This window comes from Aeromicrobium piscarium (assembly GCF_007421815.1).
Taxonomy (GTDB): Bacteria; Actinomycetota; Actinomycetes; order Propionibacteriales; family Nocardioidaceae; genus Aeromicrobium; species Aeromicrobium piscarium.
This window is the reverse complement of the sequence record NZ_VLNT01000025.1, coordinates 12,412-37,035: the sequence shown is the minus strand read 5'-3', so window position 1 is coordinate 37,035 and position 24,624 is coordinate 12,412. Positions and strand designations below refer to the sequence as shown.

Below are 24,624 nucleotides of genomic sequence, written 5' to 3'. Positions count from 1 at the left end.
CGCCCACGAGCGACCGCGACCACGTCATCGCGGAACTCTTGCGGATAGGGAGCAGGCATAGCGACATCCTCTCCTCTGATGCTGCGCACCAGAAGTCAGTTGTCACCTACGGCTGCATCACGCCCTTCGGCATGGTTCGCATCCTTCCAACTCAAAAGGATGCGGCATCAAACCTGGGGCGCTTCACCCTTCGCATTCGCGACTTTTAGGGCGGTAAGGGAGGGTCTCAGAACTCGACTGAAGCCGCGCGGTAGGCGCTGTCGGCGTCGATCGCAGCGAGGACTGTGGCACGAACGGCTGGAAGCTTCAGGTCGAGGACGCGGAGCTTGCTGTCGATGCGGGAGATCGACTCGACGCGGTGGAACCGATCCCCGTACGCCTCTGCGAAGCGCGCCATCCCTCGGAGCTTGGAAAGTGCGTCAGGGAGCCAGGCACCATGTGGATCGACGATGTTGGCCCGGACCCCGCTTTCGCTGTCGACGAAGAACAGGAAGTCGGGCCGGAGCGTCCTCCATTCGCCGTGTCGGTCTTGGTAGGCCAGGCTCATCGAGTCGCGGCCGCCGGTCGGGTTGCGGTACCAGGCCAGCAGGTTGCCACGGGCGATCTCGGAGTCGAGTACCTCGATCTCGTCGGGGTTCAGCTTGCCCACGGGGAACATGCCTTCCTCATCCGCTAGCAGATGCAGCGGGCGCCGTTCCAGGAGCTGCTCAGCGTCCCCGACGACGCGCTTGGTCTCCTCCTGGCGGTTTCTCGGCAGCGCCATGGAGATCAGCTGCGGCTCCGTGCTCATGGCTGTGATCTCCGCGTAGAGGCTCTGCCTCGATTCTGAGAGGTCCTTGATCGCCACCCTGAATCGGTCGAGCCACTCCTTCACCGTGCGATCGGCCTCTACGTCCAGGGCCGGACGCGTCTGGGGCAGGAGGGCGAGTGCGGCGACTCGCACGTTCGCGTCGCGGTAGGCGTCCTCGTCCTCTGCTCCCGCGGCGAGATGGTCCACGTAGGTGCGGGCGATGTCCGGTGTGATAGTGCGCGCACCCGCTCGGTAGGCGTCCTGGATCGCCCTGTCGTCCGCGGCCTCGGTCCACGATTCGTCCTGCCTGAGACCGTGGCGAGCGTGACCCCGGACGGTCCCACCCGCGACCGTCAAGACGTCGTCGACAGCCTTGGCAAGATCCTTCATGTACTGGGCCGACAGCCCATTGAGGACGCCGTGGAGACGTTCGTGCGCGAGCTTTCCGGCATCGGCGAGCAGGCGGTCCGCGGCAAGCGCGTGCGCGAGCGCAGTCAGGCGCTTGATGGGGTTCGCGTGCTTGCGTGGCAGCGTCTCGGCAGGCAGCGTTTGGAAGAGTTCCCAGGCCTCGTCGGGTACGGCTTGGTTCGGGGTCATCAGGTGCGGAGCGACCAGGACCCGCGGCCCTGCCCCTCCGCCCATGGCCACCTCGCTCCCCATGATCCGTTCCAGCACAAGGCTTGCTGTGGCTTTGTTGAACTTCGGCAGGATGCACTCGACGCTGTTCAACAGGTCGTTACCCTCAATGCGCCGGGCGAGCGGCGTGCGGATCATCCTGCCGAGCAGCTGCGTAATGTGCGTCTCATCCTTGGCGGGACGGAAGGACACCATGACCTCGGCCCTGGGGCAGTCCCAACCTGTGCTAATCGCGTCCTTGGCGAGGAGCACCCGCACGTACGAGGCGTCTTGCACGCGTTCTGGAGAGATGTACGGCACGCTGTGCGGCCCGAAGGTCTGAGCGGTGTGCTCACCAAAGACGTGGGCAAACGCGTCCGCCTCCAGCTCCGGCCATTCTTCACGGATCACGTCAATGGCCGCAGCCACCTCTGTCGGGGACGGCTTGTTCGGCACCTGAAGGACGATCAGGGGCTTGATGGTGTCCTCCCCCTGATCGCAGGCATATTGCGCCCAGGCGTTGGACAACGCCTTGACCTTCCGAACCCCTCGGCGCAACAGGACAGTGTTGAAGTCACCCGTCTCCGCCGGGAAGTCCAGAACGATGTCGTCCTTCAGCAGGCCCGACTCCTGGATGCGCACGGGGTCAACTTCGACGGTGGCGAGATGCACGCGGTTCGACTGCACCTCGGCCTCCCTCATCGCCGACTCGAAGCGCCGGACCGTCGCGGAGATGCCCCACACGATCGGAACTGGTGGGACGTCGCTCTGGCCGTTGATGAGGCGCTTGACGATGGTCGGTGCCTCCGACGGCCGCTTGCCCATTCCCCTGTGCGCCTCGTCGAGGACCATGTAAAGAGTGAGGTTGTTGTCCTCGATCGTGTTCCTCAACGTGTCCCAGAACGTGAACGGCATCATGTCGGCCCTGGAATCGAACCCCGGGAGGACGTCTGAATCGCCGCGCCCTCGCACGAGCAGGCTGTTCTTTGACAACTTCGAGGTGTTCAGGAAGTAGACGTTGCCCGCTTGCAGCTTCTGGTATCGGAACGGGTGTTCGACGGTAACGAGCCTGTTGCGCAGGCGGTCGGAAGCCTGCTCCAGCCTGTGCTTGGTCTGCTGGTTCAGAGCCGGGTCGTCACTGAACCACAGCACAACCGCGCCCGGGTCCGGGGCGATGCCGAACTCATCACTTCCCCAGAAGAGTGCCTCGATCACCGCTGCGGCCATCACCGTCTTTCCCGCGCCCGTGGTGGCGGTTAACGCGACGGATGAAACGCGCCTACTGGCACTGCGGTAGAAGTCCCTCGCCGAGGTCAGCTCGCGCAGGGTGTCGCCGACTGCATCGGCCTGGTAGTCCTTCAAGGTGAAGCGCATCAGAAGTCCCCCGTCATCTCACAGTTGCGGAGGTAGTCCTCGTAGAGCCGCACAGTTTCGATACCATGGATCTCGTCGGCAACCTGCTGATAGCGGCCCTCGTCGTCAGTGACGATGTACGCGATACGGATGCCCTCCCGTCCACGAATCGCTTCTACAAACGCCGCGGAGTCGTCGAGGTCACGCAGGATGCCGTAGCTTTCGGCGAAGGCCCAACCGCCTTCGATTGAGTCGATGCGCGAGCCGGTCGCACCAGCACGCAACCAGAGCATCGGGGCGATCGCGGCGAACGCCCGGTCCACGCCGACAAGCCATTTGGATTCGTAGGTCAGCGTGAAGAACGCCGCGTTCTCCTCGAGGCCGTCGGCCATGGGGAACTCGTCTACAAATTTGTAGTCGCCTGTGATGGGCTTCCCCTCTGGGGTAAGGCCTGTGATGGCGGCCTGGATCCTCGGCTTGGTGATGTGGTCACAGATGCCCAACTCCTCCCACTCGGGATCGCCGGGTCTCAGGCCCTGTCTAAGGAGCCTGGTCTGCTCGTCGGCAGACACCTCGTTGTTGGTCACTGAGATGCACTGGCGATGGCCGCCGTCCTGCTTGTTAAGTCGCATAACAGCGTGCGCGGTGGTACCCGAGCCCGAGAAGAAGTCCAAGATCACGGCGTCGGTCTTGTCATGGACAAAGAACCTCAGGGTGTCCTCGACGGCATACAGCGACTTGGGAAAGGGAAACTCCCGCCCAGGCAAGAATGAGTCTCTGAGCAGTCGAGATCCGTACTGGGTAGCGTCATGTGAGCTGATGCGCCATTGTGTTCCCGGAGTCGCCCGCACGAGATCGGAGTTCTCCTTTTCGAAGCGCAGCGAACCATCCGGCCCTCTGCCCGAGGGGGTGTATTCCCCGTCCACGATTTTCGCGTACTCACCATCCTTGAGAATCGAGACGACGAATCCACGCTGTTCGTTTCCGCTGATACGCACTCTGCCCTGGGCGAGACGACGCTCGAACTCCTGCTTACTCCACATCCACCGGCCTTCTGTGCCATCTTTGCGAATCGGCAGCACAGGAACCGTGCCCTCAATGGGGTCGGGAACCGACACACCGGGAGGAAGGGGTGCACCGACTTCGGCGACCCTCGGGCCAGCCGGCTCTACATATATCGGGTAGAAACCTCCAGGTGAGTCCTGCCGCCTCGCTCCGCCACCAGAGCGTCTAAGCATGTCCCAGCGTGGCGCACCAGTGTGCGTTCGCCCCTTGGCAGAAACCCACTCGCGAGAAAGCAGCACACGACCTGCTGCGGCTGCGCCCATCCGTACGAAATAGATGTACTCGTCCACTCGACCGAAGGATCCAGGACGAGCGGATGCAGCGGGGTTTATTAGTGAACTGACCACTTGAATCTCAGCCTCTGGAAAGGTCTGCTCCAGCAACAATCCCAGCCGCAGATACTCCTTCTCATCGATCGTTACGATTAGGACCGAGTCCTCGGGCTTCAGTAGCCGCTTGGCGAGCTTGAGACGACGCTCCATAAAGGCCAGCCATTTTGAGTGCCGGTAGAGGTCATCGTCGGCGACGTAGTTGTTGTTGTACTTCCAGTCGCGAGCTCCTGAGTTGTAGGGCGGATCGATGTAGATCGCGTCTACGGACCTCTCATGTGTGAACGTCAGCTGCTCTAGAACGTGGAAGTTCTCCCCGTTGATGACTGTGTGGAAGGGTTTGTTGCCACCGCGCTGAACCGTCGCGTCCGGGCGCAGCCCCGGGTAGATGCGGTCACGGAACTCGGCCACGAGCACCAGGTCCTCGATTGCCGCCCTAACCGTTTCGACCCCCGCACCGTTCGGGGAGGTGATCGTTGCCGTGTCGCCGTCGATCATGTCGACCGTCCACAGACGCTGGTCGCCTTGCTCGGCCGACCCGCGGGGTGGGAGCACTCGCACCTTGCTTGTCTTACGGATTCTGTGGCCGGGGAGCTCCACGGCTTCAGGCGCGTGCCGCTCGAAGTTCAGACCGAAGGGCAGCCTCTCTTGCAACGGACGGATCTCGGTCTCCAGGTCCTCGCCGAGCTGCGGGTCGAGCTGCTTCGCGGCGCGTAGAAGGTCTGAAAGCCTAGACATCCCTCTCCTTGTCCAAAGGTTGGGCCCGCGCACGCGGACGTGCGCTGCGGACCCCTCGGCTCCCGACATTATCGCCGTGGGTGCGAGGCATGGAGACCGCCCCGCCTCTGATTCACGGGGCCATCGCACGAGCTGCTGGGCCTGCTCCACGGCACAATCTAGCGGTCACCCTTGCGGTCACAATGCCGTCAGGAAGCATGGTGCCCAGGCGGGAGAACAACTCCCACCTGGGCAAACGTCGGGCTGACAGGATTTGAACCTGCGACCCCTTGACCCCCAGTCAAGTGCGCTACCAAGCTGCGCCACAGCCCGTGACAACTCGACGATACTAGCGCACCCCTCGCGAGTCCCGAGCAGGGAGGTCCACCCTCAGCAGCCTTGAGCCGGCGTTAAAACGGAGTAGACTCATTAATGAGCGCAGGTTCAGATCCGAGGTGAGAAGGATGGCCGTCGAGAGCGGGCGTCGCGAGCGCAATAAGGCGCAGAAGCGTGAGCGCATCACCGCCGCCGCCAGTCACCTCTTCGCCACCCAAGGCTTCGCGTCCACTACCACCGCCCAGGTCGCCGAGGAGGCGGACGTCTCGCACGGCACGCTCTTCCGCTACGCCGCCAGCAAGGCCGAACTGCTGCTCCTCGTCGGCAACACCCGCTTCCGCGAATTGCTGGACTCGGGCCGCGCCGCGTGCGCGTCCACCGATGACCCCGTCGAGCGGCTCACCGCCCTCGTCTCCCCCATGGCCGGCGACACCCTCTCGCTCGAGAACCTCGCCGCGTACCAGCGCAATGTCCTCGACGGCTCGCCTGATGAGGAACACCGGGCCGAAGCACTGCACCTCGTCGACGAACTCATCGCGACCATCGGCGCCATCCTCCGCGACGCCTGGCCCTCCCCCGACGCACCCGATCCCGCCGTCGCCGCCGAGGCCCTCTACGCCACCCTCCACGTGCTCATCTTGCGCACCGAACGCGAGCAGCTCGACAGCTCCGCGTTCCTCCACGACTTCCGCGAACACGCCACCCTTGTCGTCCGCGGATACCTCACCACACCCCGAGAGAGGACATCACCATGACCACGTTCACCCACGTCACCGTGCTCGGCACCGGAGTGCTCGGATCGCAGATCGCGTACCAGAGCGCCTACGCCGGCTTCCAGGTCACCGCCTGGGACATCGACGACGACGCCATCGCCGCCGCCAAGAAGCGCTTCGCCGGCCTCGCCAAGACCTATGATGCCGAGGTCGAGGGCGCCAAGGACGGCAAGTCCGCCGCCGCGCTCGACCGCATCGCCTACGCCACCGACCTCGCCGAGGCCGTCAAGGACGCCGACCTCGTCATCGAGGCCGTCCCGGAGAACCCGCAGATCAAGACCGACACCTGGACCAAGGTCGGACAGGCCGCGCCGGAGAAGACGATCTTCGCCACCAACTCCTCCACGCTGCTGCCCAGCTCCTTCATGGACGCCACCGGCCGCCCCGAGAAGTTCCTCGCGCTGCACTACGCCAACCGCATCTGGGTCATGAACACCGCCGAGGTCATGGCCACCTCCAAGACCGACCCCGACGTCTACCGCCAGGTCATCCAGTTTGCCGAGGAGCAGGGCATGGTCCCGATCGAGGTCAAGAAGGAGCAGCCTGGCTACGTGCTCAACTCCCTGCTCGTGCCGCTGCTCAACGCCGCCGGCGCCCTCTACGTCAACGGCGTCGCCGACCCCGAGACGATCGACAAGACGTGGCGCATCGGCACCGGCGCCCCCAACGGTCCGTTCCAGATCTTCGATGTCGTCGGCCTCACCACCGCCTACAACATCTCGAGCATGAGCGAGGACGAGACCCAGCGGAAGTTCGCCGAGATCCTCAAGCGCGACTTCATCGATCACGGCAAGCTCGGCGTCGCGACGGGCGAGGGCTTCTACGCCTACCCGTCCGAGTCCTGAGACTCATCGGCTGAGCGAACCAGATCTGGCCAGTTGTGGCCCGTTTGACGCGGGGAGATCGGGCCACAACTGGCCACATCTGGTGCAGGGTGGGTCAGCCGCGGGCGATGACCGACTGGAGGGTCTCCTCGTCGCGAGCGACGACCGCGGTGCCGTCGCTCGCGGTGATGATGGGGCGCTGGATGAGCTTCGGAGTCTCCGCGAGCAGACGCACCCACTCGTCGCGGTGATCGGCCTCCTTCGCCGGCAGCTCCACGCCGAGCTTCTTGGCATCGGGCCGGCGAGCGATATCCCAGGGCTCCAGTCCGAGCCGGCCGAGCACGTCCTCGATCTCCTCGACCGTCGGCACATCCTCCAGGTACCGGCGGATCACGTACTCACTGCCCGCCTCATCAAGGGCGCTCACGGCAGTACGGCACTTCGAACACGCGGGATTGACCCAGATCTCGATCACGCCACCACCCTAGAGGGCTCGCCTGATCCTGGCGGTAGACCATCAACGTCACGAAGGCGGTTTGACGTTGACGAGCTACCGCCACGAGGGACGTGGGGTTGACCAGCTACCGCCACCCGGGACGAGAGGTTGATGGCTTACCGCCGCCGGCCGCGCTTCTCGCGCACGCGCTGCTGGATGTGGATCGGGCTGCCGACGAAGCCGAACTCCTCGCGCAGACGCCGCTCGATGAACCGCAGATACCCGGCCTCGAGCTTGCCCGAGGTGAACAGCACGAACGTGGGCGGCGCGGTCGACGGCTGCGTGCCGAAGAGGATCTTCGGCTGCTTGCCGCCACGTACCGGGTGCGGATGCTCCGAGACGAGCCGTCCCAGGAACGAGTTGAGCGCACCGGTCGGCACGCGCGTCTCCCACCCCTCGAGGGCCGCGTCGAGTGCCCGCACCAGCCGGTCGACGTGCCACCCGGTCAGCGCCGCGATATTGATACGTGGGGCCCACGGCACCTGCACCAGCTCGCGGTCGATCTCACGCTCCAGGTAGTAGCGACGCTCCTCGTCGACGAGGTCCCACTTGTTGAAGGCGATGACCAGCGCACGACCGGTCTCCTCGATGGAGTTGATGATGCGCACGTCCTGCTCGCTCATCGGCTCGCTGGCGTCGACGATCATCACGGCCACCTCGGCACGCTCGATCGCCGTGCTGGTGCGCAGGCTCGCGTAGTACTCGTGTCCCGAGGCCTCCTTGACCCGGCGACGAATGCCGGCGGTGTCGATGAAGGTCCACTCCCGGCCACCGAGCTCGATGATCTCGTCGACCGGATCGACCGTGGTGCCCGAGGCATTGTCGACGACGACCCGCTCCTCGCGCGCGAGCTTGTTCAGCAGACTCGACTTGCCGACATTCGGTTTACCGACGATCGCCACACGACGCGGCCCCTCGGGAGCGTCGAGATCCTCCTCGGGCGGATCGGGCAGCGCATCGAGGATGGCGTCGAGCAGGTCACCGCTCCCCCGGCCGTGCAACGCGGAGATCGGCATCGGCTCACCGAGACCGAGATTCCACAGCGCCGCCGCTTCCAGCTCGCCGCGCTGATCATCGACCTTGTTGGCCGCGAGGATCACCGGCTTCTTGGACGCACGCAGGAGCTTGACCACCCGCTCGTCGATATCGGTGATGCCCACCCGGGAGTCGACGACGAACAAGATGGCGTCCGCCACCGTCATCGCCACCTCGGCCTGCTGCGCGATGCGCTCGGCCATGCCCTTGGCGTCAGGGTCCCAGCCGCCGGTGTCGACCACCGTGAAGGTACGGCCGTTCCACAGTGCGTCATAGGAGACCCGGTCGCGAGTCACGCCCGGGGTGTCCTCGACCACCGCCTCGCGGCGGCCGATGATGCGGTTGACGAGGGTCGACTTGCCCACATTGGGGCGGCCGATCACGGCGAGGACGGGCTGTTCGGACACCCCACGATCCTACCGATCCTTCCCTGGGCGGCCAGCACCCGTGACGTGGTGGACTGGACCAGTGGGCCTGCGAGAGATGACCGCCGACGACCGTGACGCCGTCACACGCTTCCTCCACCAGGCCGACCTCACGCTCAGCGGCCTCGATTCCCCCTCGCTCCGCCTCTGGATCGACCGCCGCGATGACGAGATCGTCGGCTGCACCGGCTACGAGCTGAGTGAGGATCGCGCCCACGTGCTCGTGCGGAGCGTGGCTGTCTCACCCGTCGCACGTCGTGCCGGCCGCGGACGCGAGCTGGCGCGCTTCGCTCTCGATCAGGCAGCCGGCGACGGTGCACGCACCGCCTGGCTCTTCAGCCGTCGTTCCGGCCCGTTCTGGGAGAGCCTCGGATTCGCCCACGCCGATCGCGACGAGCTCGCCACCGTCCTCGCCGGTACCCATCAGGTCCGTCTCTTCCGGCGGACGGGTCAGCTGGAACGCGAGATCGCCTGGTCGCGCTCGCTCGTCCAGGCCGGGTGACCGTCTCTCGCCCAGCGTTAGGAGGCGTCGCGGGCGAGACCGACGATGTGCTCGATGACCTCGTCGAGGGTCAGGTGCGTGCCGTCGACCACCACGGCGTCATCGGCCTGGGTCAGCGGTGAGGCAGCCCGCGTCGAGTCGATCTGATCGCGGCGCGCGAGCGACTCCTGGGTCGCCGTGGCATCGGCACCGCCGAGCTCCGCCGCTCGACGCGCCGCCCGCGCCGCCGGATCGGCGACGAGATAGACCTTCAGCGGCGCATCGGGAGCGACGACCGTGCCGATATCGCGCCCCTCGACGACGATGCCACGGCCCGCGGACGTGGAGAAGCCGATCGCCTGACGCTGCGCCTGCACGAGCAGCTCACGCACCCGCGCCACCGCCGACACCGGGCTGACCGCCGCCGTCACCTCATCGGTGCGGATCGGTCCGGAGACATCAGTACCGTCGACGGTGATGGTGGGCTCTTGCGGGTCGACACCGGACACGATCGAGATGGACGTCGCCTCCTCGGCCACCTTCGCCGCATCGGTGACATCGATGCCGCGCTGCAGCAGCGCCCACGTCATCGCCCGGTACATCGCTCCGGTGTCCAGATAGTCGTAGCCGAGCGCCGTCGCAACTCCGCGCGAGGTGCTCGACTTGCCGGACCCGGACGGTCCGTCGATCGCGATGACGATGGGTGTTCCCACAGTGCTCCTCATCGGTAAGCGGACCATCCCTTGGCCCGCATGGCCTCCACGAGCGTATCGGCACGCCCGGACAGGACCACGATCTCGACCAGACCAACCGGACGGCCCACCTCGTGGTCGATCCGCAGGTCCTCGATATTGACGACCTCAGCGGCATCGCCGAAGAGCCGCGACAGCTCGCCCGGGGTGTCGTCGATCGGCACGAAGACACTCGTCACATCGGTCGGTAGGTCGCCGTGCTTGCCGGGGATCGTCGTGGTGCCCGCACGCCCCTGCTTCAGCAGGCCGTCGACGGCGGACGGGTCCTCGCCCACCGCGCCGATCAAGGTGTCCAAACGATCGCGCAAGGTCGTCAGCAGCGGCGTGATGGCCGACGAATTATGGCCGAGGATGTCGACCCACAGGTCGGCATCGCTGCGCGCGATCCGCGTGACATCACGTAGGCCCTGGCCCGCCAGGTCCACATGCCCATCGGGAGCACCGTCCAGCAGGCTCGCGGTCAGATTGGCCATCAGATGCGGCACATGCGAGACCAGTGCGACCGCCTCATCGTGGGCACGCGGCCCGAACCGGCGCGGAACAGCGCCGATCTCCACGACAGTGCGCTCCAGCAGATCCACCGCCGAGGAAGCGCTCCGCTCGCCCGGCACGATCGCCCACGAACGACCCTCGAAGAGCTGTCCGGAGCCGGCAGCGGGGCCGGATCGCTCCTTGCCCGCCATCGGGTGACCACCCACGAAGCGCGGATCGTCCACAGCCTCCACGATCGCCGCCTTGACGCTGGCGACATCGGTGACGACCGCGTCCGGGAAACGGCGGAGCGCATCCTCGACCGCCGGCACCACCGCGGCCGGAGGAGTCGCCACGACGACGAGCTCGGGCGCCTCGACGGGATCGCTCGTCCCGGCACCAGCTTCGGCGGCCACTCCCACATTCCGCGGATCGTGGTCCTCCAGGTGCACCTGCGCACCGCGCTCGGCCAGCGCGAGGGCCACGGACGTGCCGATGAGCCCACATCCCACGACGAGGACGGGGCTGGGCACAGCAGAGGTCATATTCCCACGCTATCGAAGAGGTCGCCGCGCTCGTCGCGCGAGAGGTCCCGCATCGTGCCCACCTTCAGGTCACCGAGCCGCAGCGGTCCGAAGGCGGTGCGGGTCAGCTCGACGACCGGGTGTCCGACATGGGCCAACAGCCGACGCACGATGCGATTGCGGCCGATGTGGATGTCGAGCTCCACCAGGGACTGTCCCTTGCCACGGTCACGGACCACGAAACGGTCTACCGAGGCCGGACCGTCGTCCAGCTCGACCCCTTGGCTCAGGGTCCGTCCGAGGGAGTTCGGCACTTGGCCCTCGACGAGCGCCACATAGGTCTTGGTGACCTCGAAGGACGGGTGCGCGAGCCGATGCGCGAGATCGCCGTCATTAGTGAGGATCAGGAGCCCCGACGTGTCGGTATCCAGGCGTCCGACGTGGAAGAGCCGATCATCGCGACCGGCCACGAAACGCCCGAGATCCGGCCGGCCGTTCTCATCGGCCATCGTGCTGACGACGCCACGGGGCTTGTTGAGCAGCATATACGCGTGCTCGCTCGGCGGCGGCACTCGCCGCCCGTCGACACGGATCACGTCCCGCACCGGATCGACGCGCACCCCCAGCCGCGTCACGACCTCGCCGTTGACCTCCACCCGGCCCCGGGCCATGAGCTCCTCACTGGCTCGCCGGCTGGCGACACCAGCCTGCGCCAGCACCTTCTGCAGCCGGATCTCGCCCGTGTCCTCGAACTCGATCTCACTCATCGACGCTCTCCTGGGTGGTCTCGGTCTCCCCCGGCTCCGGCGTCCCGATGCCCGGCTCCTCGTCCTCCGCGACCTCCCCGGCGACACGCTCGAGCTCACCGTCGAAATCGTCGAGCTCGGGCAGCAGAGGCGCAAGCGGCGGCAGCTCCTCCAGGCTTCCGAGCCCCATCCGCTCCAGGAAGTACGACGTGGTGCCGTAGAGCGTCGCGCCGGAGGTCGCGTCACTCCCCCGGTCCTCGATCAGTCCGCGCGTCAGCAGCGTCCGCACGACACCGTCGACGTTGACGCCGCGGATCGCCGAGATCCGCGAGCGGCTGATCGGCTGACGGTACGCCACGACCGAGAGCGTCTCCAGTGCCGCCTGACTGAGCCGGGCCTGCTGACCGTCCAGCACGAAGGCGGCCACCGCGTCAGCGTGCTCGTCACGCGTGTAGAACCGCCAGCCGCCGGCGACCTCACGCAGCTCGAAACCCCGCCCCTGAGCCGTGTACTCGTCGGCGAGATCCACCAGAGCCTCGGTGACGGCATCGGTGGGGTGTCCGATCGCCGAGGCCAGCGTCACCGCGGGCAGCGGCTCGTCGGCGATCATCAAGATCGCCTCCAGGCTCGGCCGCAGCTCGAACACCACCGGCTGTTCGTCTTCGGCCGGCGACTGCTCGTCATTGGTCTGGGTCATCGTCACTTCCTGCATCGTCGGACTCGTCGAATTCATCGCCCACGTCGATGTCACCGTCATCGGTGCCGGTCCATCGCACGGTCAGATCGCCCAGCGGCTCGGCCTGATCGAAGGCGAGCACTCCCTCGCGGAACAGCTCGAGCAAGGCCAGGAACCGCGCCACCTTGGTGACCACATCGGGCGCATCGGAGGTGAGCGCGCGGAAGGTCAGCGACCGGTCGCGCCGTAGCCGGTCGACGACCAGATGCCCCTGCTCCCGCACACTCACTGCCGGGGCGTGCAGGTGCGCGAGCGAGACGAGCGGCGGCGCCTTGGGGCGTAGCGCCTCCGCGGCCAGCGCGGCCAGATCGTCGATCGTGACCGGGATCTGCACCTCAGGCAACAGCCGAGCGAACCTCGGTTCCAGCGTCACCGCCCGCGGGACACGCCGCAGCTCGCGATCCAGGCGCTGCGCCAAGAAGAGCGCGACCTGCTTGAAGGCCCGGTACTGCATCAACCGTGCGAAGAGAAGGTCCCGCGCCTCCAGCAGCTCCAGGTCGTCCTCGTCCTCGATCTCGGCCTGAGGCAACAGTCGAGCGGTCTTGAGGTCCAGCAGCGTCGCGGCCACCAGCAGGAAATGCGTCGTCGCCTCGAGGTCGTCCTCGAGTGTCTTGGTGTACGCGATGAACTCGGTCGTCACCACCGACAGCGCCACCTCGGTGATGTCGAGCTGATGCTTGGCGATGAGCTGCAACAGCAGATCGAAGGGCCCCTCGAAATTGCCGAGGGTCACCGAGAAGCCGTCGTGCTCGCCACTCTCGGCCTCCGCGACGCCCAACTCGCTCACGTGCCCAGCTCGCTCACGAGTCCGCCCGCAAGAAAGGACGTCGAGTATGAGCGGACGGCCTCGTGAGGCTTCCCCTGGTTCGCTCGCTTCGCTCGCTCACGAGTCGGCCAGTCTCCGCGCGATATCGCTGTCACTGCCGCGTACGGCGATATCCTCCAGGGCGAGCGCCATGGCGGCACGTACGAGCCGGCCGCGGTCGATCTTGCGACCGAGCTCGGCACGCAGCTGGATCCGGGCCTGCTCGAGAGCGATCAGCTCCTCGCTGGTGAGGTAGACCGTCATCTTCTCGTCGTGCTTGACCCGGCCGCTCGCACGGTGCTGATCGGGGTTGGGCGACTCGGGTTCGGCGACCTCCGGCGCGGGAGTCGCGGCCGGCCGGGGAGCCGTGGCGCGGAACAGTTCGTCCGCGCCGGGCAGGTTCACGCGTCGGGGCATCGCTGCAGCACCTCACGTGCGAGCTGACGGTAGGAGTCGGCACCACGGGACGTGGGGGCATAGGCCGTGATCGGCTCGCCGGCCACCGTGGAGTCCGAGAACTTGACGGTGCGTCGGATGACCGTGTGGAAGACCAGATCGCCCCAGCCGTCCACCAGCGTCCGCAGCACCTCGCGGCCATGGAGCGTGCGGCTGTCGTACATCGTGCCGAGCAGGCCGATGATGCGCAGGTCGAAGTTGGTGCGCTCACGCACCTTGTCGATGGTCTCCGTCAGCAACGCCACGCCGCGCAGCGCGAAGTACTCGCATTCGAGCGGGATGATGACGCCGTGGGCGGCGGTGAGCGCGTTGACGGTGAGCAGTCCGAGCGACGGCTGGCAGTCGATGAGGATGATGTCGTAGTCATTGGCGACATCGCGCAGCACGCGCGCCAGCGCCTGCTCACGCCCCACCTCGGTGACCAGCCGCATCTCCGCTGCCGACAGGTCGATATTGGCCGGCACGAGGTCGAGACCGTCGGTGGACGTCGGGACGATGACGTCCTTGAGCGAGAGTTCGCGGTCCATCAGCGCGTGATAGACGCTCTGCTCGATCTCATGGGCGTTGTAGCCGAGACCGACGGTCATGGAGCCCTGCGGGTCGAAGTCGACCAGCAGCACGCGGCGACCGTCCTCGACGAGCGCCGCCCCGAGGTTGATCGTCGTGGTGGTCTTGCCGACACCGCCCTTCTGATTGCACATCGCGATGATCTGCGCGGGACCGTTGCCGGCACGCGGGCCGGGCGCGTCGAGCACCGGCATGGGGCGCCCGGTCGGGCCGGTCTCGGGCGTGCTCATCGGCGTCCTTCGAGTGTCGACTTGTTGCTACTCACGAGCGCCACTCTACGCCCCGTCACCGCGCCCGTGGATGAGCCGTCGCGTAGACCTCGCGCAGCTTCTCGACGGTCACGAGCGTGTAGATCTGGGTCGTGGTGACCGAGGCGTGGCCGAGGAGCTCCTGCACCACGCGGACGTCCGCTCCGCCGTCGAGCAGATGGGTGGCGAAGGAGTGCCGGAAGGTGTGCGGGGAGACCTTCTCGGCGGCGATCCCGGCGCGCTGGGCGGCCCTGCTGAGCACCGTCCAGGCGCTCTGCCGCGAGAGCCGGCCGCCGCGGGCGTTGAGGAACAGGCCGTGGCTGGTGCCATTGGCGAGCGCGGGACGCCCGGTCGTGAGGTAGTCGCCGACGGCCTCCACCGCATAGCTGCCGACCGGCACGATGCGTTGCTTGGAGCCCTTGCCCCGCAGCAGCGCGGAGCCGTTCTCGAGGTCCAGATCGTCCACATCCAGGCCCACCGCCTCGGAGATGCGCGCACCCGTGCCGTACAGCAGTTCCAGCAGCGCCCGGTCACGCTTGGCGAGCGCGGTGCCGGGACTCCCGGCGGCCGAGATGATCGCCTCGATCTCGTCGAGCGGCAGCGCCTTGGGGAGTCGCGAGGTGGGTCGCGGCGGCTTGACATCGTCGGTGACGTCGACCGCGACGAGCCCCTCCCTGAGCAGGAAGCGGTGGAAGCCTCTGATCGCGACGACCGTGCGAGCGACGCTCGACGTGCCGAGTGGACGGTGCTCGTCGTCGCCCATGCGCAGGGCGGCGGTGAAGTCCGCGACATCCTGGACCGTGATCTGCCCCGGATCTGTGCGCCCCACCGACTCCAGGAAGCTCCCGTAGCGACGGAGGTCGCGTCGATACGACTGGAGCGTGTTGTCGGCGAGACCGCGCTCGATGCCCAGATGCGCGAGATAGTCCGCGACCGCACGCTCGATGGTCACCGGGACCGCCGGACCTGCGCCGCCAGGATCGCCCCCACCGTCAAAGCGTCGGTGATCCTGCCGTCCAGGACGAGATCCACCGCCCGCGCGAACGGCACCCACCACTGCCACATGTCGGCCTCCTCGGCCTCGCGCCGTGTGCGCTCGGCCTCCGGCACGGCGGTCAGCTCCGTGGCCAGATAGGCCATCCAGCGCTCGCTGGAATATCCGGGCGTGGCCGCCATCTCCAGCAGCGGCTGCCAGTGCGCGGCGTGGATGTCCGCCTCCTCGCCCAGCTCCCGGGCCGCCGCCTCGGCAGGGTGCTCCCCCTCGATATCGAGGGTGCCGGCGGGGATCTCGATCAGGCGCTGACCGACCGGATGACGGTACTGCTCGACCAGCAGCACCCGATCGTCCTCATCCAACGCCAGGACGGCCACGGCGCCGTGCGGACGCACGACCACGCGGGTGTGCTCCTGCCCGGCAGGATCGACGATCGTATCGAGCGAGACGCCGAGATAGGGATTCTCGAAGGCCGTCTCGACCTTCGAGACCGGCCATCTCGCGTCCTGATCGGCCACCCGCTCGGCCAGTGTCCCCGGCAGTCGCGGATGTGCCTGCCCCTCACTCCCGCTCATGCCAACCGCATCTCCAGCTTGCGGGCGAGGGCGGCGCCGACGAGCCCGGCGAACAGCGGGTGCGGGCGTGTGGGACGCGAGCGCAGCTCGGGGTGGGCCTGTGTGGCGACGTAGAACGGATGCTCCTCGCGCGACAGCTCCACGAACTCGACGAGCTTGCCGTCCGGGGACGTGCCGCTGAACACGAGGCCGGCGTCCTCCAGCTGACCGCGGTAGGCGTTGTTGACCTCGTAGCGATGGCGGTGGCGCTCACCGATCTGCTCGCTGCCGTAGGTCTCGGCGACGATGCTGCCGGGGGTGAGCGCTGCCGGGTACAGGCCCAGGCGCATCGTGCCGCCGAGGTCGCCGTCGCCCTCGACGAAGGCCTCCTGCTCGGCCATCGTGGCCACCACCGGATGCTCGGTCTGCGGATCGAACTCCGAGGACGACGCGTCGGCGATCCCCGCCTTGGCGCGGGCGTATTCGATCACCATGCACTGCAAGCCGAGACACAGGCCGAGCGTCGGGATACGACGTTCGCGCGCGTAGGTCAATGCGCCGATCTTGCCCTCGATACCGCGCACGCCGAAGCCCCCGGGCACGCAGATGCCGTCGACATCGCTGAGGTGCTGGGCCGCGCCGGCCTCGGTGGCGCACTCGTCGGAGGGGACCCAGCGCAGGTTGACCCGCGCGTCCTTGGCGAAACCGCCGGCGCGCAGCGCCTCGGCTACCGACAGGTACGCATCGGGCAAGTCGACGTACTTGCCGACCAACGCGATGGTGACCTCCTCGGAAGGCTCGTGCACCCGGCGGAGCAGCTCGTCCCACTCGGTCCACTCCACGTCGCGGAAGGGCAGGTCGAGGCGGCGCACGACATAGGCGTCGAGTCCCTCGCCGTGCACGACCTTGGGGATGTCGTAGATCGAGGGGGCGTCGCTCGCGGTGACCACGGCCTCCTCGTCGACATCGCACATGAGCGAGATCTTGCGCTTGACGCTCTGCGGGATGGGGCGGTCCGAGCGGCACACGATGGCATCGGGCTGGATGCCGATCGAGCGCAGCGCGGCCACCGAGTGCTGGGTCGGCTTGGTCTTGAGCTCGCCCGACGGACCGATGTAGGGCACGAGCGAGACGTGCAGGAAGAAGGCGTTGTCGCGGCCGATCTCGTGGCGCACCTGGCGCGCGGACTCCAGGAAGGGCTGGCTCTCGATATCGCCGACGGTGCCGCCGATCTCGTGGATCACGACGTCGACATCGTCGCCGCCCATCGAGAGCATGCGGTCCTTGATCTCATTGGTGATGTGCGGGATCACCTGCACGGTGTCGCCGAGGTAGTCGCCGCGGCGCTCCCGGGCGATGACCTCGGAGTAGACCTGGCCGGTGGTCACATTGGCGCGGCCGACGAGGTCCTCGTCGAGGAAGCGCTCGTAGTGGCCGATGTCGAGATCGGTCTCGGCGCCGTCGTCGGTCACGAAGACCTCACCGTGCTGGAACGGGTTCATCGTGCCGGGATCGACGTTGAGGTAGGGGTCGAGCTTCTGCATCGTGACCCGCAGACCCCGCGACTTGAGCAGACGGCCGAGGCTCGAGGCGGTCAGCCCCTTGCCCAGTGACGACGCGACGCCCCCCGTGACGAATACGTGCTTGGTGACCGCGCTACCTGCCAAGGTGACTCCCGTGGATCGAAGGTGGTGCAGAACCCCTGACGTGTGAGCTCCACGGGATTCCAGCCTAGCAAGAAAGCCGCCCACGACCGAATCGCGCTGGGCGTGTCGGGGGCCACCCCGGCTCGCTCGACCGCCGAAGGACAGGGTCTTGGCAGGCGTAACGGACGAGGAGCCCCTACCGTGAACGGGCAAGGCTACTCGACCACCGAGGGATGGCTCGGTGGTCGAGTAGCCGTCTAGGGGCGGGCCAGCTCTAGCTGCGCTCGCTCTCGACCTCGGGACGATCGGCGCGGCGCTCGCCGCCGCCGAAGACCGAGTCGTAGTACTCGCCGAGCAGGGCCCGCAGCGATTCCTCGCGGCTCATCGTGCGCGGCGACAGCAGATACAGCACCAGCCCGAGTGCGACCCACGCGATGACGATCAGATACTCCCCCGGCCAGCGCAGGGACAGCGGGCTGGCGGGGATCAGCGCGGCGAGGACGACGCCGACCGCGGCCACCGCGCCGATGACCGGCAGCACCGTCGACACGATCGAGCCACCGCCGCCGGTCATCCGGCGGATGCGGAACATGATGACGACCGTGACCGCCCAGACGATGCCGATGTAGACGCCGCCGGTGTTGAGGAACCACACCAGCGCGCCCGGGCCGAGCGAGCCGAGTGCCAGGCCGATCACCGCGGTCAGGACGAGCGCCGCACGCGGGGAGCCGGTGCGCTCGTCGACCTTGCCGAAGACCGGCGGGAACAGCTCGATACGCGCCAGCGCGAACATCAACCGCGACGAGGCCGCGAACACCGCGATGAAGGTGGTGACGATGCCCAGGACGCCGATGACGAAGGCGACGGTCGAGATGAGCGGCATGCCCGCGACATCGAAGGCCTCGATCGTGCCATTGGTCAGCGCTGCGGTGTCCTGCCACGGGATGACCCAGGCGGTGGCGGCGAGCACGATGGCGTAGAAGCCGCCGGCGAGCAGCACCGAGATCACGACGATGCGGCCGATCTGGCGCGGGGTCGCCTTGGCCTCCTCGGCCATGATCGCGACGACGCCGAAGCCGATGAGGAAGCCGAAGGCCGGCAGCACGAAGCCGAGGACGTTCGCGATCGGCGAGCTGTCCGCGTCCGCGTCGAACATCGGGAAGAAGTTCGAGGCCGAGCCGCTGCCGAATCCGGCGACCACGACCGCCACGGCGAGGACGACCATGATGCCGAAGAGGATCAGCTGGGTGCGAGCGCTGAACTCCACGCCGTTCCAGTTCAGCGCGAGCATCACCAGAGTGAGCACCACGCCGATCGCCAGCACCGGCAGGTAGATCGTCTCACCGCCGATCTCATAGAGCGGCACGGTGTTGAGCGACGGCCAGGCGGTGCTGAGCAGGCGGCCGGTGGCCGTGACGTAGAAGGCGACCGTTCCGGCGTACGTGCCGATGAGCAGCCAACCGACGATGAAGCCGAGCAGCCGGTTACCGCCCACGACCGAGTACACGACCTCGCCGCCGGCACGTGGCAGCCGCGCGGCGAGATTGCTGTAGGCGATCGCGATACACGCCGCGAGGGCCGTCGCCAGCAGCATGCCGAGGATGGTGCCGCCGGCACCGAACTCGTGGAAGAAGGTGCTGCCGAGGTAGAGCCAGCTTGAGCCGATGACCCCGGCGGCGCCGATCGCCACCAGAGCCAGCGGGCTGATGGTCTTGCGTAGTTCAGACATGAGTTTTTCCTGTGGAGTGATGACGCGCCCGCAGCGCGTTCTTGTCGACCTTTCCGACCGGAAGGAGGGGGAGCTCGTCGAGGACGACGAACTCCTTGGGCACCTTGAAATTGGCGAGCCGTTCGCGGCACCAGGAACGCAGCGCCTCGTCATCGAGCGCGGATCCTTCGGCCACCTGGACGTAAGCGACGCCGACCTCGTGGAAGTCGGGGTCCGGTCGAGCGACCACCGCGGCCAGCTCGACATCCTTCAGGTCCTCGAGGACCTGCTCGATCTCACGCGGGTAGATGTTGTAGCCGCCGGACTTGTACATGTCCTTCGTGCGGCCGACGAGGACGAGGTTCCCGTCCTCGCGCAGCCGCCCGACATCGCCCGTGCGCAGCCAACCGTCGGCGGTGAACGCCTCGTCGGTGGCCTCAGGCCGGTTGAGGTAGCCCGCCATCACCGTGCGGTTCCGGACGCAGACCTCCCCCTCGCCCTCGGTCCACTCGCCGTCCTCGCCGAGCAGGCGCACCTCCATGCCCGGGTCGGGGCGTCCGACCGTGGTCAACAGGTCGTCATCGCTGGCATCCGGATCGGAGTAGGTGACCGAGCTGGTCGCTTCAGTGAGACCGTAGGTCGAGACCAGACGGACGCCCCGTGCGCGGTAGGCCTGCAAGGAGGCCCGCGGCAGTGGCGACCCGCCCCAGCCGACCAGCTCCAGCGAGGAGAGGTCCCGCGTTCGGAAGTCCGGGTGCGCGCTGATCCGCTGCAGCTGCGTGGGGATCTGAAACAGCGCCGAGATCCGCAGCTCCTCGACATCGCGGATCACCTCCGCGGCATCGAAGGACTCGCGCAGCACCAAGGTGGCGCCGGTGACCAGCGGCACGCCGACCAGATCGCCGACGCAGCCGATGTGGTTGATCGGCAGATTGCAGAGCACCACCGGTTCGCGGAGCTTCCACGTCTCACCTTCGACCACCCCGAGGCGGACGAGGCCCGAGTGGCGGATGAGCGCGCCCTTGGGCTTGCCGGTACTGCCCGAGGTGTAGACGATGATCGCGGGATCCTGGGTGTCGACGAGTTTCGAGGCCTCGGTGGCCTCCACGGCGATCTCGTCCCCCGTGCCGGTGAGGGAGTCCTCATCGAAGGCCCGCAGTCGCTCGGCGGAACCGATGTCGGCGATCGGACGCGCGATGAGTCCCTCGGCGGCCTCGTCCAGTGCTTCGCGTTCCGTGGCCGGAAGCGTAGTCAGCACCAGCACCGGAGCGGCGTCCGCGAGCACATAGGCGAGCTCGCGGGCGCTGTACCGGGGGTTCAGCCCCAGCCAGATCGCTCCGATCGCGGTGGTTGCGAGATAGGAGACCACGAACTCCGGACGCGGCGCGGCCATCAGCGCCACCCGGTCACCGGGCCGCACACCGGTCGCCCAGAGCGCGCGGGCGTGTCGGCGGACCAGCTCGGCGAGCTCGGCATAGGAGACACGCTCGTCATCGGGGCCGATCAGCGCGGTGCGACCGGGGTGTTCACGGCTATGCCGGAGCACATAGTCGACGACGCGCGGCAGCACCGTCACGTCGTCGGTTCCGGTGTTCACTGAGCGTCGCTCGCTTCCTCGGCCTTGCGGTCGATGAGCAGGTAGAGCCAGCGCGCGTACATGGCGGTATCGCCGCTCTTCTCGAGCTCCAGCTCGGTGTCGAGCGTGACGAGGGTGCGGGTGGGGGTCTTGACCTCGGCCTCGAGGACGGTGCGCTTCAGTCGCACGCGATCGCCGACGAATACCGGCGTGGTGAACCGCACCCGGTCGGTGCCGTAGTTCAGCCCGTAACCGCCCTCGATCGAGACGAAGGGTTCGGAGAAGTCGAAGTAGACCAGCAGGCTGAGCAACAGGAAGCCGTCGACGAGGGTCGGACCGAAGGCATTGTTCTGGCTGATGGTCAGGTCGACCCGGTCGGGCTCGAGGTAGCTCCCGCGCGAGAACGCCGCGAGATGCTCGGCGTCGATCTCGAGCCAGTCCGAGACGTGGCTGCGTCCGATGAGGTCCGACGGTGCGGGAAGAGTCATGCTGTCTCCAGATTCAAATACAAGTAGTTACTTGGATTGAACTGTGGCACCGATCACGCCCATCGTCAAGAGTATCCAAGTATTTACTTGAACTTTGCCTGTGCCATGATCGAGGACACCGGCGAGCCCCAGGAGAGTGATGAGCGACCGAATCGCCCCCCGTCGTCGTGAGCCGCGTCAGAGCCGCTCGCGACAGACCGTGGCGCGCATCCGCCAGGCGGCCGTCGACCTGCTCGTCGACGAAGGCCTGGACGGGCTGAACACCAATGCGATCGCCGACCGCGCCGGGGTCAACATCTCCACCCTGTACGGCTACTTCCCCGACAAGCACTCGATCATCGTCGACCTCTTCGAGAGCTTCGAGACCGAGCGCAGCGATGCCGTGTTGAGCGCGACCGAGCGGCTCCGCGATGCCGAGGACTGGCGCGGCTGGATGAGCGACATCATCGACCGGATGGCCTCGTTCCGCGTGGAGTGGCCGGCCGGCATCATCCTGCGGCGCGCACTGGTGCTGAGCCCCGAGCTCCAGGCCCTCGACGACCGGTCGACCGAGCTGGCCTCACAGGCACTGGCGCGGGCCTTCTCCGAGCGTCCTCAGGTCGACTCCGATGCCGATCTCCAGCGGATCGCCCTGGTGACCGTCACCACGATCACCCATCTGCTCGACCGGGCCTTCATGTCCACTCCCCCGGATCTCGGGATGCTCGAGGAACTCAAGGTGCTGACCGAGCGCTACCTGACCCCCTACCTGGAGCCCCGCGCCGACACGTGAACGACACAGGGGCCGCTCCGGTGCATGTCCGGAACGGCCCCTGCGTCGTTACTCGCGGTCTACGGGATGGGCCCGTCGGCGGCACGGGAGGTGCCCCAGGCGCCGGGGTTGCCCTCGGCCTCGCGAGCCAGCGCGGCGACGGCCATGATCCGTCCCGTGGCCGAATCGGTCACATCGAAGGTCGAGATGTCCTGCGTGCCGTCCGCGGCACGGACCCGGCCGACGATGCCCCGATCCTCCGACGACGAGACCGGTCCGGTGACGAGGACGCCCGAGCTCGCATCGTCCAGCGCGGGGGCCAGCTGGGCGACCACCGCGCCGTAGTCGGCATCGTCCGGGGAGGCCGGGCCGGTGACGATCACCGCGAGCGTCGCCGTCTGTTCCGGTTCGGTGGTCTGATCCAGCAGCTCGCCCTGCACGAAGGCGGAACGGATCGTACGGGCATCCTGGTCGGCCTCGGCGGTCTCGGTGCCGAGATAGGCGCGCGCGAGGGCCGATCCGATCCGCTGGTAGGCGCTCTCGCCGGTCACGGCGTCACCACCGGACTGGTTGGCGACTCCCTCGGAGAACTGTCGATTGGCGGGCGCCAGCAGCTTGGAGGTCAGCGCCACCTGTCCGGTGACCTGAGCGCCGGCGGTCTGCAGGTTCTCCACGATGCCGGTGACCTGGGCGTCCTGGGCCCCCGGCGTGGTGAAGACGACCACGCTCTCATCGCTCAGCGAGTCGCGGATCAGGTCCGGGCCGGTGTTCTCGGCGTAGGCGGCATCGAATCCGGCGACGGCCGGGGAGATGTCCTGTTGCCGGCTCTGATTGTTGGAGATGCTGGCGCCGGCGTCGTCGAGGAGTCCGGCGCCGATGGCGATGCCGGCGGCGAGCGAGAAGAGCACGGCCGCCAAGGAGACGAGGTGGTACCGCAGGTTGATCACGAGAAGAGTCCTTCGATCCAGGAGATGCCGCTGCCGACGAGATCACGCAGGTCCGTCCACCAGACCTGGCCGGCGGGGGTGGTGAGCACCGCCGCGATCACCGCGACGACGCCGGCGAGCAGGAGGAGGAACGGCACGAGCCAGGTGAGTCGCTGCACCGCGAAGAACCGCACGGCCTTCGCGTCGACGACCTTGGTGCCGGCCTTGAGCCGGGCCACGAATGCACTGCCGACATCGGCGGTGTCGCGCTCCAGCAGGGCCACGAGTGTCGGCGGGGCGCCGGCCAGCACGATGACATCGGCATCGTTGTGGTCGGCGAGCAGGATAGCGAGATCCTCACTGGCCCCGCTGGCGGCGAACACCATGGCATTGGTGCCGTGCTGCTCGAACCGTTCGGGATGGTCCAGCCGACCGGCCGGTGAGACCACCACGGCCTCGCGGGCCTTGTCGATCGAGCTGTTGGTCAGTTGCTCGTCCGTGCCGATGACGACGTGCGGGACCAGACCGAGCCCCGCGATCACGTCACCGCCCTTGCCGACGCCGATCAGGAGCGGGTCGTTGTCGCGGATGAAGCGGCGCATGCCCTTGAGGTCGTCCTCGACATCGAAGGTGTCGGCCACGATCACCGCGGCCCGCCCACGGCCGGACTGCTGCAAGCGCGGGATGCGCGCGCCCTCGAAGAGCATCGCCCGCTCGCGACGCAGCTGGTCCGAAGCGTTGGCGGTGACCGAGTCGAGCCGGTTGGAGAGCTCGGTCGAGGCCTGGGTGAGCCCCTCGGAGATCCGTTCTCCGGTCATCTCGATACCCGTGGCGAGCAGTTCCTCGCCGCGGAAGACCGCCGATCCCTCGACGCGGACCTGTTCGCCGCTGCGCAGCCGGGCGAACAGCCCCTCGCCGACATCGTCCACGAGGTGGATGCCGGCGCTGGTGAGCACCTGGGGGCCGAGATTGGGGTACCGGCCGGTGGAGGACGGGGCGACGTTGACGACGGCGGCGACCTCGCGCGCGACGAGCACCTCGGCGTCTTGAACCTCCAGGTCGGGGAGGTCGATGACCACGACGTCACCGGCGCGGACGCCGGCGAAGTCCGAGGACTGACGCGCGATGCGTGCCGGTCCGCGCACACCCGGCGCGTCCGGGTCGACCACGCGATTGCGTTTGAGAAGAGCCATAGCGCCTTCCATGCTGACACGCCAGGGCCCCCAGATCGCGGAGGCACGACGAGCCATTGCACTGTGACCCAACCGTCAAGCCGCGACGGCCTTGAGCTACTCGGCCACCGAGGTGAGGGATCGGTGGTTGAGTAGGAAGCTCGCTTCCAGCGCGGCTACGCCCTTGATGCGCTGGCTCCATGCGAGCGACCGTATCGAAACCACCCCACATGGCCTCGCTCCAGCGCGGCTATGCCCCCTGATG

Annotated in this window: 24 protein-coding genes and 1 tRNA gene; 5 read left to right on the top strand and 20 right to left on the bottom strand. The window is 67.3% G+C overall.

Annotated elements, in window-relative coordinates; all coding sequences use genetic code 11:
* Window positions 1–209: hypothetical protein (locus FNM00_RS19100; protein ID WP_221933803.1), on the top strand; the 209-nt coding region annotated here is incomplete at its 5' end.
* Window positions 210–226: 17 nt separating this feature from the next.
* On the opposite strand, the gene FNM00_RS17450 is transcribed toward FNM00_RS19100, so the two are convergent.
* The 3 genes from FNM00_RS17450 to FNM00_RS17440 all read right to left on the bottom strand — a co-directional run bounded on the left by FNM00_RS17450 (window position 227) and on the right by FNM00_RS17440 (window position 5,202).
* Complete coding sequence (locus tag FNM00_RS17450; RefSeq protein WP_143914815.1) at window positions 227–2,779, bottom strand: DEAD/DEAH box helicase; 2,553 nt, start codon at window positions 2,777–2,779, stop codon at window positions 227–229.
* Window positions 2,779–4,890: a site-specific DNA-methyltransferase gene (locus FNM00_RS17445; protein WP_143914814.1), complete on the bottom strand. Its 2,112-nt coding sequence runs from the start codon at window positions 4,888–4,890 to the stop codon at window positions 2,779–2,781. The genes FNM00_RS17450 and FNM00_RS17445 overlap by 1 nt, the downstream gene beginning before the upstream one ends.
* Window positions 4,891–5,128: 238 nt before the next feature.
* Window positions 5,129–5,202: transfer RNA gene (locus FNM00_RS17440), tRNA-Pro, on the bottom strand.
* A 131-nt stretch (window positions 5,203–5,333) separates the two neighbouring features.
* Between FNM00_RS17440 and FNM00_RS17435 the strand changes: the two genes are divergently transcribed.
* Together FNM00_RS17435 and FNM00_RS17430 are read left to right on the top strand one after the other, a co-directional pair.
* Window positions 5,334–5,960 (top strand): TetR/AcrR family transcriptional regulator, encoded by a 627-nt coding sequence (locus FNM00_RS17435; RefSeq protein ID WP_143914813.1) that lies wholly within the window; start codon window positions 5,334–5,336, stop codon window positions 5,958–5,960.
* Window positions 5,957–6,823 (top strand): 3-hydroxyacyl-CoA dehydrogenase, encoded by an 867-nt coding sequence (locus FNM00_RS17430; protein WP_143914812.1) that lies wholly within the window; start codon window positions 5,957–5,959, stop codon window positions 6,821–6,823. Before FNM00_RS17435 ends, FNM00_RS17430 begins: the two co-directional genes overlap by 4 nt.
* A 94-nt stretch (window positions 6,824–6,917) precedes the next feature.
* On the opposite strand, the gene FNM00_RS17425 is transcribed toward FNM00_RS17430, so the two are convergent.
* Complete coding sequence (locus FNM00_RS17425) at window positions 6,918–7,277, bottom strand: ArsC/Spx/MgsR family protein (RefSeq protein WP_246065225.1); 360 nt, start codon at window positions 7,275–7,277, stop codon at window positions 6,918–6,920.
* 137 nt (window positions 7,278–7,414) lie between these two features.
* Window positions 7,415–8,740, bottom strand: coding sequence for a ribosome biogenesis GTPase Der (der, locus tag FNM00_RS17420; RefSeq protein WP_143914811.1), 1,326 nt, complete (start codon window positions 8,738–8,740; stop codon window positions 7,415–7,417).
* Between the two features lie 61 nt (window positions 8,741–8,801).
* Between der and FNM00_RS17415 the strand changes: the two genes are divergently transcribed.
* Window positions 8,802–9,260, top strand: a complete 459-nt coding sequence (locus FNM00_RS17415; RefSeq protein WP_246065224.1) for a GNAT family N-acetyltransferase — start codon at window positions 8,802–8,804, stop codon at window positions 9,258–9,260.
* Window positions 9,261–9,277: 17 nt separating this feature from the next.
* Here FNM00_RS17415 and cmk read toward each other — a convergent pair whose 3' ends face one another.
* From cmk to FNM00_RS17350, 13 genes are all read right to left on the bottom strand, one after another.
* Window positions 9,278–9,964 (bottom strand): (d)CMP kinase, encoded by a 687-nt coding sequence (gene cmk / locus FNM00_RS17410; RefSeq protein WP_143914809.1) that lies wholly within the window; start codon window positions 9,962–9,964, stop codon window positions 9,278–9,280.
* Window positions 9,961–11,007, bottom strand: coding sequence for a prephenate dehydrogenase (locus FNM00_RS17405; RefSeq protein WP_143914808.1), 1,047 nt, complete (start codon window positions 11,005–11,007; stop codon window positions 9,961–9,963). The genes cmk and FNM00_RS17405 overlap by 4 nt, the downstream gene beginning before the upstream one ends.
* Complete coding sequence (locus tag FNM00_RS17400; RefSeq protein ID WP_143914807.1) at window positions 11,004–11,753, bottom strand: pseudouridine synthase; 750 nt, start codon at window positions 11,751–11,753, stop codon at window positions 11,004–11,006. Before FNM00_RS17400 ends, FNM00_RS17405 begins: the two co-directional genes overlap by 4 nt.
* Window positions 11,746–12,429 (bottom strand): SMC-Scp complex subunit ScpB, encoded by a 684-nt coding sequence (scpB, locus tag FNM00_RS17395; RefSeq protein WP_143914806.1) that lies wholly within the window; start codon window positions 12,427–12,429, stop codon window positions 11,746–11,748. Before scpB ends, FNM00_RS17400 begins: the two co-directional genes overlap by 8 nt.
* Complete coding sequence (locus tag FNM00_RS17390; protein ID WP_221933802.1) at window positions 12,413–13,255, bottom strand: segregation and condensation protein A; 843 nt, start codon at window positions 13,253–13,255, stop codon at window positions 12,413–12,415. Before FNM00_RS17390 ends, scpB begins: the two co-directional genes overlap by 17 nt.
* A 96-nt stretch (window positions 13,256–13,351) precedes the next feature.
* The gene (locus FNM00_RS17385; protein WP_143914804.1) at window positions 13,352–13,690 is read right to left on the bottom strand and encodes a hypothetical protein; all 339 of its coding nucleotides are present in this window, start codon (window positions 13,688–13,690) and stop codon (window positions 13,352–13,354) included.
* Window positions 13,675–14,526 (bottom strand): ParA family protein, encoded by an 852-nt coding sequence (locus tag FNM00_RS17380; RefSeq protein WP_143914803.1) that lies wholly within the window; start codon window positions 14,524–14,526, stop codon window positions 13,675–13,677. The genes FNM00_RS17385 and FNM00_RS17380 overlap by 16 nt, the downstream gene beginning before the upstream one ends.
* Window positions 14,527–14,581: 55 nt before the next feature.
* Window positions 14,582–15,496, bottom strand: a complete 915-nt coding sequence (gene xerD / locus FNM00_RS17375) for a site-specific tyrosine recombinase XerD (RefSeq protein WP_143914802.1) — start codon at window positions 15,494–15,496, stop codon at window positions 14,582–14,584.
* Window positions 15,493–16,113: an NUDIX domain-containing protein gene (locus FNM00_RS17370; RefSeq protein ID WP_143914801.1), complete on the bottom strand. Its 621-nt coding sequence runs from the start codon at window positions 16,111–16,113 to the stop codon at window positions 15,493–15,495. Before FNM00_RS17370 ends, xerD begins: the two co-directional genes overlap by 4 nt.
* Entirely contained in the window at window positions 16,110–17,759 is a 1,650-nt protein-coding gene (locus FNM00_RS17365; RefSeq protein ID WP_143914800.1) for a CTP synthase, read from the bottom strand. The genes FNM00_RS17370 and FNM00_RS17365 overlap by 4 nt, the downstream gene beginning before the upstream one ends.
* A gap of 253 nt (window positions 17,760–18,012) precedes the next feature.
* Entirely contained in the window at window positions 18,013–19,467 is a 1,455-nt protein-coding gene (locus tag FNM00_RS17360) for an APC family permease (RefSeq protein ID WP_185973221.1), read from the bottom strand.
* A complete protein-coding gene (locus tag FNM00_RS17355) occupies window positions 19,460–21,043 on the bottom strand; it encodes a class I adenylate-forming enzyme family protein (protein ID WP_143914798.1) in 1,584 nt (527 codons plus the stop codon). Before FNM00_RS17355 ends, FNM00_RS17360 begins: the two co-directional genes overlap by 8 nt.
* The gene (locus FNM00_RS17350) at window positions 21,040–21,510 is read right to left on the bottom strand and encodes a MaoC/PaaZ C-terminal domain-containing protein (RefSeq protein ID WP_143914797.1); all 471 of its coding nucleotides are present in this window, start codon (window positions 21,508–21,510) and stop codon (window positions 21,040–21,042) included. The genes FNM00_RS17355 and FNM00_RS17350 overlap by 4 nt, the downstream gene beginning before the upstream one ends.
* 139 nt (window positions 21,511–21,649) lie before the next feature.
* Here FNM00_RS17350 and FNM00_RS17345 point away from each other — a divergent pair, with 139 nt between their 5' ends.
* Window positions 21,650–22,282, top strand: coding sequence for a TetR/AcrR family transcriptional regulator (locus tag FNM00_RS17345; protein WP_143914796.1), 633 nt, complete (start codon window positions 21,650–21,652; stop codon window positions 22,280–22,282).
* A gap of 59 nt (window positions 22,283–22,341) precedes the next feature.
* Here the strand turns inward: FNM00_RS17345 and FNM00_RS17340 are convergent, their stop codons facing one another.
* Window positions 22,342–23,208, bottom strand: coding sequence for a copper transporter (locus FNM00_RS17340; protein ID WP_185973220.1), 867 nt, complete (start codon window positions 23,206–23,208; stop codon window positions 22,342–22,344).
* Window positions 23,205–24,380 carry a putative cytokinetic ring protein SteA gene (gene steA, locus FNM00_RS17335; RefSeq protein ID WP_143914794.1) on the bottom strand — a complete coding sequence of 392 codons (1,176 nt, stop codon included), beginning with the start codon at window positions 24,378–24,380 and terminating at the stop codon, window positions 23,205–23,207. Before steA ends, FNM00_RS17340 begins: the two co-directional genes overlap by 4 nt.
* Window positions 24,381–24,624: the final 244 nt, after the last annotated feature.